General features: G+C 61.9%; 7 protein-coding genes. 5 read left to right on the forward strand and 2 right to left on the reverse strand.

What is annotated here, in order from left to right; translation table 11 throughout:
- A partial coding sequence (locus BN1128_RS18630; RefSeq protein ID WP_042871885.1) for an electron transfer flavoprotein-ubiquinone oxidoreductase occupies positions 1-1622 on the reverse strand: 1622 nt, incomplete at its 3' end.
- Positions 1623-1748: 126 nt separating this feature from the next.
- Between BN1128_RS18630 and BN1128_RS18635 the strand changes: the two genes are divergently transcribed.
- The 5 genes from BN1128_RS18635 to aroG all read left to right on the forward strand — a co-directional run bounded on the left by BN1128_RS18635 (position 1749) and on the right by aroG (position 7576).
- Positions 1749-2501, forward strand: coding sequence for an electron transfer flavoprotein subunit beta/FixA family protein (locus BN1128_RS18635; RefSeq protein ID WP_042871510.1), 753 nt, complete (start codon positions 1749-1751; stop codon positions 2499-2501).
- Positions 2502-2595: 94 nt separating this feature from the next.
- Entirely contained in the window at positions 2596-3525 is a 930-nt protein-coding gene (locus BN1128_RS18640; RefSeq protein WP_042871512.1) for an electron transfer flavoprotein subunit alpha/FixB family protein, read from the forward strand.
- A 224-nt stretch (positions 3526-3749) separates the two neighbouring features.
- A complete protein-coding gene (gene serC, locus BN1128_RS18645; RefSeq protein ID WP_042871513.1) occupies positions 3750-4838 on the forward strand; it encodes a 3-phosphoserine/phosphohydroxythreonine transaminase in 1089 nt (362 codons plus the stop codon).
- Between the two features lie 170 nt (positions 4839-5008).
- Positions 5009-6292, forward strand: a complete 1284-nt coding sequence (aroA, locus tag BN1128_RS18650) for a 3-phosphoshikimate 1-carboxyvinyltransferase (protein WP_042871515.1) — start codon at positions 5009-5011, stop codon at positions 6290-6292.
- Positions 6293-6520: 228 nt separating this feature from the next.
- Entirely contained in the window at positions 6521-7576 is a 1056-nt protein-coding gene (gene aroG, locus BN1128_RS18655) for a 3-deoxy-7-phosphoheptulonate synthase AroG (protein ID WP_042871518.1), read from the forward strand.
- An 81-nt stretch (positions 7577-7657) separates the two neighbouring features.
- On the opposite strand, the gene BN1128_RS18660 is transcribed toward aroG, so the two are convergent.
- Positions 7658-8140, reverse strand: a 483-nt coding sequence (locus BN1128_RS18660) for a methyl-accepting chemotaxis protein (protein ID WP_042871521.1), incomplete at its 5' end; no start/stop codon positions are given.

Below are 8140 nucleotides of genomic sequence, written 5' to 3' on the forward strand. Positions count from 1 at the left end.
GGTGGCGTCCAGATGATGTTTTGGCTGGGATCCTTGATGTCGCAGGTCTTGCAGTGAATGCAGTTGGCTGCGTTGATCTGCAAATAAGGCTGGCTCTCGCTTTCCACTATCTCGAACACCCCGGCCGGGCAGTAGCGCTGGGCGGGCTCGGCCCAGGTGGGCAGGTTGACCGCTACCGGGATACTCGCGTCCTGCAACTTGAGGTGGCAGGGCTGATCCTCATCGTGACTGGTGTTGGCGAGATAAACAGAAGAGAGCTTGTCAAAGCTGAGCTTGCCATCGGGCTTGGGATAATCGATGGCATCGCAGCGGCTGGCCATGCGCAGCTGGCGGTAGTCCGGCTCCCTGTCCAGCAGGGTAAAGGGGGAGCCCCGCTGGGAGAGCAGAGACCGAGGCAGACGTTGCTCCAGCCAGTTGAAGACGCCACCAAGCAAGGGACCCCAGCGATGCAGGGCGGCGCCGAAGTTGCGGGCGGTCTTCAGCTCCTGCCCCAGCCAGCTCTGTTGCAGCGCATCGCTGTACTCGGCCAGATCCCTGCCACCCTCATCGCCGCCGCGCAGCGTCATGGCGACGGTTTTCGCCGCCAGCATGCCCGATTTCATGGCGGTGTGAATGCCCTTGATGCGGGAAAAGTCCAGAGTGCCGGCATCGCAGCCGATCAAGAGACCACCGGGAAAGTGCATGCGCGGCAGCGAGTGCCAGCCGCCCTTGGTGATGGCGCGGGCGCCGTAGCTGATGCGCTCGCCTCCCTGCAGGGTCTGTGCGATGAGGGGATGGTGCTTGAGGCGCTGGAACTCGTCGAACGGGCTGAGCCAGGGGTTGCTGTAGTTGAGATCGACGATGAGCCCGACCGCCACCTGATTGCCCTCCATATGATAGAGGTAGAAGCCGCCCTGACTCTTGCTGGCTCGGCGCTCGACCAGCGGCCAGCCGCTGCCATGGAGCACCTGGCCCGGCTTGGCCTGATCCGCGGGCACCTGCCACAGCTCCTTGAAGCCGATGGCATAATGTTGCGGCTGGGCGCTGTTCTCCAGATTGAACTCGGCGATCAACTGCTTGCCCAGATGGCCGCGGGCCCCTTCGGAAAACAGGGTATAGCGGCCATGGAGCGCCATGCCGGGCACGTGATCCGCCTTGGGATTGCCGGCTCTGTCCAGCCCGAGATCGCCGGTGATCACACCCCGCACCCGTCCCGCTTCCATGATGAGCTCGCTTGCGGTAAAACCCGGGTATATTTCGACTCCCAGCTGCTCCGCCTGTTGACCGAGCCAGCGGCAGAGGTTGCCCAGGCTGAGGATATGACTGCCATCGTTGTGCATGCGCGGCGGCACGGCCCAGTGGGGCAGTTGCAGGGCGCGGCTGTCGTTTTGCAACAGATGAACCCGATCATCGTTGACGGGAATGCCAAGGGGCGCCTGCTGCCAGCGGTCCGGCAACAGCTCCTTGAGGGCTATGGGGTCGAACAGGGCGCCGGAGAGCAGATGGGCGCCGATTTCCGCTCCCTTCTCCAGCAGACAGACCGAGAGATCGGCATTGTGCTGCTTCAGGGCGATGGCGGCACTGAGCCCTGCCGGGCCGCCACCGACGATGACGACATCAAATTCCATTGCTTCGCGTTCCATCTTGCCTCTGCGCTTGACTTGGCCTAGGGTAGTGCTGGTAGTTTACGTAAACGTAAAGTAATTGTAAGCAAAAAAATGCGAGGGTTCGTCAATGAATTCACTCAAGAAAAGCGAGGGATGCGCGTCATGAAGCTGCTGGTCGCGATCAAGCGGGTACTGGATTACAACGTCAAGATCCGGGTCAAGAGCGATGGCTCCGACGTGGAGCTCGCGAATGTGAAGATGGGGATCAACCCGTTTTGTGAAATTGCGGTAGAGGAAGGTGTTCGGCTACGGGAAGCCGGTATCGCGACTGAGCTGGTGGTGGTGACCTTCGGGCCTGAGGCGGCGGTCGAGCAGTTGCGCCATGCCCTGGCGCTGGGGGCGGATCGGGCCCGCCATTATGTGACCGATGAGACGCTCACTCCGCTTACCGTGGCGCGCGCCCTGCAACAGGTGTGCGAGCAGGAGCAGCCAGATCTGGTGCTGCTCGGCAAGCAGTCCATCGATTCTGACAACAACCAGGTGGGCCAGATGCTCTCAGCCCTCACCGACTGGCCGCTGGCCACTTTCGCCTCCGCCATCAAGCTGGTGGACGGCGAGCTGCAGGTGACCCGCGAGATCGACGGCGGCCTGGAGACCCTCGGCATGCCGCTGCCTGCCGTGGTGACTGTGGATCTGTGCCTGAACGAACCCCGCTTTGCCTCGCTCCCCAACATCATGAAAGCCAAGCGCAAGCCGCTTGAGAGTGCCCCCTTCGCGACCCTCGGCGTCGAACCCGCCGGCCATACCCGGCTGCTTGGGGTGATGGCGCCAGCCGTGCGCCGTGCCGGCGTCAGGGTCGGCTCGGTGGACGAGCTGCTGGACAAACTCAGGCACGAAGCCAAGGTACTGCCATGAGCACACCTATGATGGTGAAACATATTGGGTGCCTGCCCCTGGCTGGGATGAGGGCTGGCACGATGAAACGCGTTGCTAACGATAGGGTGTTGTCATGAGCGTACTGATTATTGCTGAACATCATCAGGGCAGGCTTGCCGACAACGTGGCCCAGCTGGTCACGGCAGCGGGCCAGCTCGGCGGCGAGGTGCATCTCCTGCTGTTGGGTCAGGGGTTGACCGAGGCGGGCGAACAGGCCGCCAGTCTGCAAGGGGTGGACAGGGTGCTGCTGGCCGAGCATCCCATGCTGGCGGAAGGGCTGAACGACGGCGTCGATCCCCTGCTCGCCCACATGGCACGCGATTATCAGCACTGCCTGATGGCGGCCAGCACCCAGGGCAAGGATCTGCTGCCGCGGGTCGCGGCCAGACTCGGGGTCGAGATGCTCTCCGAGGTGACCGGCATAGAGAGCGGCGATACCTTCCTGCGGCCCATCTACGCGGGCAATGCCGTTGCCCGGATGGCGAGCAGCGCTCCCATCAAGGTGCTCACCATCAGGCCGACCGCCTTCGCCAAGGCCGAATGCGGGACTGGGCAGGCTGTTGTCGAGCGCCTGCCGGTGGCCGATGTGGCCTGCCGCACCCGGCTGGTTGAGCGGCGCGCCGTGCGATCCGCCAGACCCGAGCTTGCGGCGGCGCGGGTGGTGGTCTCCGGCGGCCGGGCGCTCGGCTCCAAGGCGCAGTTTGCCCTGATCGAGGCGCTGGCCGACAAGCTGGGCGGTGCGGTAGGGGCGTCGCGGGCGGCGGTGGATGCGGGTTATGTGGCCAACGATCTGCAGGTGGGCCAGACCGGCAAGGTGGTCGCCCCCGAACTCTACATAGCTATCGGCATCTCGGGCGCCATTCAGCATCTGGCAGGCATGAAGGAGTCGAAGGTGATAGTGGCCATCAACAAGGATGGCGAGGCCCCCATTTTCCAGGTGGCTGACTACGGTCTGGTGGGGGATCTGTTCACCCTGCTGCCCGAGCTCACCGCCAAGCTGTGAATTTGTTGAAAAGGGGTCTTGCCTGTCATTGATGCGGCCTGTCCTCCATTTCCATGCATGTTCCCTGCAAGCCCTGACCCGTTCAGGGCTTTTTTCATCATGACCTGAGCTGTGCAGGGCGACAAAAGGTTGAGCCAGCTCCCAAAAAGCCTTTGATCCTAGGGCGGCTCTTGTGTAAAACCAGACAAGTCATCGATTCCTCTCATCCACTCACGGAAAGCGTCATGAGCAAACAGATTTACAACTTCTGCGCCGGCCCCGCCATGTTGCCGGTTGAAGTCATGGAGCGCGCCCAGCGCGAATTTTGTAATTTTCAGGGGCTGGGAGCCTCGGTCATGGAGCTTTCCCATCGCGGCAAGCCCTATATGGCGGTTGCCGCCAAGGCGGAAGCCGATCTGCGCGAACTGCTGGCGGTGCCGGACAACTACAAGGTGCTCTTTATGCACGGTGGTGGTCGTGGCCAGTTCTCCGCCGTGCCCATGAACCTGCTCGGCGGCGCCAATAAAAAGGCCGATTATCTGCTGACCGGGGTCTGGGCCCAGAGTGCCGTGGATGAAGCCCACAAGTACGGTGACATCCAGACCTTCCCGGGGGTTGCCAAGAACGCCCAGGGGATCTCCCACCTGCTGCCGACCCCGGCGTTTCGCGCCGATGCGGCCTTTGTGCACTACTGTCCGAACGAAACCATAGACGGCATAGAGATGTTCGACATCCCGGCCACCGGCGATGTGCCCCTGGTGGCGGATCTCTCCTCCACCATCCTCTCCCGTCCCATCGACGTGAGCCGCTTCGGCATCCTCTACGCCGGTGCCCAGAAGAACATAGGCCCGTCGGGCCTGGCCATCGCCATCGTGCGCGATGACCTGCTGAACCAGGCGAGAGCAGACGTGCCCTCGATTTTTGACTACCAGCTCACTGCCAAGAACGACTCCATGTTCAACACGCCGCCCACCTACGCCTGGTATCTGGCCGGTCTGGTGTTCGAGTGGCTGAAAGAGCAGGGTGGACTCGAGGCGATGGAGGCGCGCAACAAGGAGAAGGCCGATTTCCTCTATGGCTACCTCGACCAGTCGAGCTTCTATGGCAACAAAGTGGATGCCAGCTGCCGCTCCCGCATGAACATCCCGTTCCAGCTGAAAAATGCCGAATTGGACGCGCAGTTCCTGGCCGAGTCGGACGCCGCCGGTCTGCTGGCGCTCAAGGGGCACCGCATCGTCGGTGGCATGCGAGCCAGTCTCTACAACGCCATGCCGCTGGAAGGGGTCAAGGCCCTGGTGAGCTTTATGGATGGCTTTGCCAAGCGCCACGGCTGAGGCGTTTTCCCCAATTACAGACGCCGGGGACTCCCCGGCGTCTGTTTTTCCAGTGGATCCTGATCGACCGGGAGTCTGGCCCGCTTTTGTGCCACGCGCGGTCTTGCCGAGCAAGGCGCGGGCTGCTAACGTCCGGTCAGGTGAATTATTTGAGACAGTACAGGAAGTCTATGAATTCGTTGCGTTTGGAACCCATTTCTCGTGTGGCCGGTGAGGTCAATCTGCCCGGCTCAAAGAGCGTGTCCAACCGGGCACTGCTGCTGGCAGCCTTGGCCCGTGGCACTACCCGGCTGACCAATCTGCTCGACAGCGATGATATTCGTCACATGCTGGCGGCACTGACCCAGCTCGGGGTCAAGTACAAGCTCTCCGCCGACAAGACAGAGTGCACAGTGCACGGTCTGGGCCGCAGCTTCGCGGTATCGGCGCCGGTCAATCTGTTCCTCGGCAACGCCGGCACCGCCATGCGTCCGCTCTGCGCCGCGCTGTGCCTGGGCTCCGGCGAATACACCCTGGGCGGCGAGCCGCGCATGGAAGAGCGCCCCATCGGCCATCTGGTGGATGCCCTGCGCGAAGCGGGTGCCCATATCCAGTATCTGAAGAAAGACGGCTACCCACCGCTGGTGGTGGACGCCAAGGGCTTGTGGGGTGGTGACGTGCATGTTGACGGCTCCGTTTCCAGCCAGTTTTTGACGGCGTTTTTGATGGCGGCGCCCATGGCGGCCGGCGATACCCGCATCCACATCAAGGGGGAGCTGGTCTCCAAGCCCTACATCGACATCACGCTGCACATCATGAAGCAGTTCGGGGTGGTCATCGAGCACGACAACTACAAGCTGTTCTACATCAAGGGCAACCAGAGCTATGTCAGCCCGGGTGACTTCCTGGTGGAAGGGGATGCCTCCAGCGCCTCCTATTTCCTCGCGGCCGGGGCCATCAAGGGCAAGGTGCGCGTGACCGGCATCGGCAAGCACAGCATCCAGGGCGACATCCATTTCGCCGACGTGCTGGAGAAGATGGGCGCCCGCATCACCTGGGGTGACGACTTCATCGAGGCCGAACAGGCCCCGCTGCACGGCATCGACATGGACATGAATCACATTCCGGACGCAGCCATGACCATCGCCGTTGCGGCGCTGTTTGCCGAGGGACCCACTTCCATTCGCAACATCTACAACTGGCGGGTGAAGGAGACGGATCGTCTGCACGCCATGGCCACCGAGCTGCGCAAGCTGGGTGTGGAGGTGGAGGAGGGGCACGACTTCATTACCGTGACGCCGCCAGCCCAACTCAACCACGCGGCCATCGATACCTACAACGATCACCGCATCGCCATGTGCTTCTCGCTGGTGGCGCTGTCGGATACCGCTGTCACCATCAATGATCCGGGTTGTACCTCCAAGACCTTCCCGGACTACTTCGACAAATTGGCCAGCGTCAGTCAGGCCGTTTGACCCTGTCGGGCCCGCCTTGGTGCGGGCCTTTTCATCTCTGCCCCGCTTGTCCGCCCCATTTTTGCTCTGTTCAACTCACTCGTTCCAGTTCACTAGCAGTAATATACAAACTTGCAAGACAAGATCAGAAAATTCCTGATGAGATAATGTAATTTTCTATTTACACCGTCCCGGCTGCGGGCTAGATTGAAGTTTCTTTATCGCAGTCATCTAGCAGGAAGCCTTGTCATGCAGCATCAAACCGACGACGTTCGTATCAGTGAAATCAAAGAGTTATTACCCCCGGTTGCGGTGCTTGAGAAGTTTCCGGCCACCGAGACCGCATCAAATACCGTATTCGAATCCCGCCAGGCCATTCATCAGATCCTGGCCGGCGAAGATCAGCGCCTGCTGGTGGTGATCGGTCCCTGCTCCATCCACGACCCCGTGGCCGCGCTGGAATATGGCAAGCGCCTCAAGACCTTGCGTGACGAGCTGAAAGGTCAGCTGGAGATCGTGATGCGGGTCTACTTCGAGAAGCCCCGTACCACGGTGGGCTGGAAGGGGCTGATCAACGACCCCTACCTCGACAACACCTGCAAGATCAACGACGGCCTGCGCATCGGTCGCAAGCTGCTGCTGGATCTCAATGACATGGGGCTGCCGACCGCCTCCGAGTTTCTCGACATGATCACCCCGCAATACGTGGCGGATCTGATGAGCTGGGGCGCCATCGGTGCCCGTACCACCGAATCCCAGGTGCACCGTGAGCTGGCCTCCGGTCTCTCCTGCCCGGTGGGCTTCAAGAACGGCACTGACGGCACCATCAAGGTGGCCATCGATGCCATCGGCGCCGCCAGCGCGCCGCATCACTTCCTGTCGGTCACCAAGTATGGTCACTCCGCCATCGTCGCCACCCGGGGTAACCCCGACTGCCACATCATACTGCGTGGCGGCCGTGAGCCGAACTACAGCGCCGCACATGTTGACGAGGTGGTGAAGGGGCTGGACAAGGCTGGTCTGCCACAGAAGGTGATGATAGATTTCAGCCACGCCAACAGCAGCAAGCAGTTCAAGAACCAGATGCTGGTGGCCGAGGACGTGGCTGGCCAGCTGCGTGCCGGCAGCAAGGCGGTATTTGGCGTCATGGTGGAGAGCCATCTGGTGGAAGGACGCCAGGATCTGGTGGAAGGGTGTGAACTCACCGTCGGTCAGAGCATCACGGATGCCTGCATCGGCTGGGCCGATACCGAAGTGCTGCTGCGCACGCTGGCTGATGCGGTGGCCACTCGCAACGCGGGCTGATCCTGTCCCAGCTGACTGCCTGCGGCAAGACAATAAAAAGCGCGACCTCGGGTCGCGCTTTTTTGTTGGGGGCGTTGCGCTTTACCAGCGGTAGGTCTTGAGCAACTGATCCAGCTTCTGGCACTGCTCCACCAACTGGATGCTGGCGAGGTTGGCAGCGTGCGCCTGGCCCAGGGTGTCGTTGGAGGTGTTGCGAATGTCGCTCACCGAGCTGTCCACCTCACTGCAGACCCTGTCCTGCTCCTCGGCGGATTGCGCCATCTGGGCGTTGAGATCGTTGATGCTGGCGATGCGACCTATGATGTTCTGCATGGCGGCCAGGGTCGCCTCTGTCTTGTGGATGCTCTCGTCCGCCTTGGATTTTGCATCCCCGATCACCGCAACGGCGCTCTGGGCCTCTTTCTGCAGGGCTGCGATCATCTGGGAGATCTCCTCGCTGGCGGCGCGGCTGCGGTTGGAGAGGGCGCGCACCTCGTCGGCCACTACTGCAAACCCGCGGCCCTGCTCGCCGGCGCGGGCCGCCTCTATGGCGGCATTGAGGGCCAGCAGGTTGGTCTGATCCGC

This window comes from Aeromonas piscicola (assembly GCF_000820005.1).
In the GTDB taxonomy this organism is placed as follows: domain Bacteria; phylum Pseudomonadota; class Gammaproteobacteria; order Enterobacterales; family Aeromonadaceae; genus Aeromonas; species Aeromonas piscicola.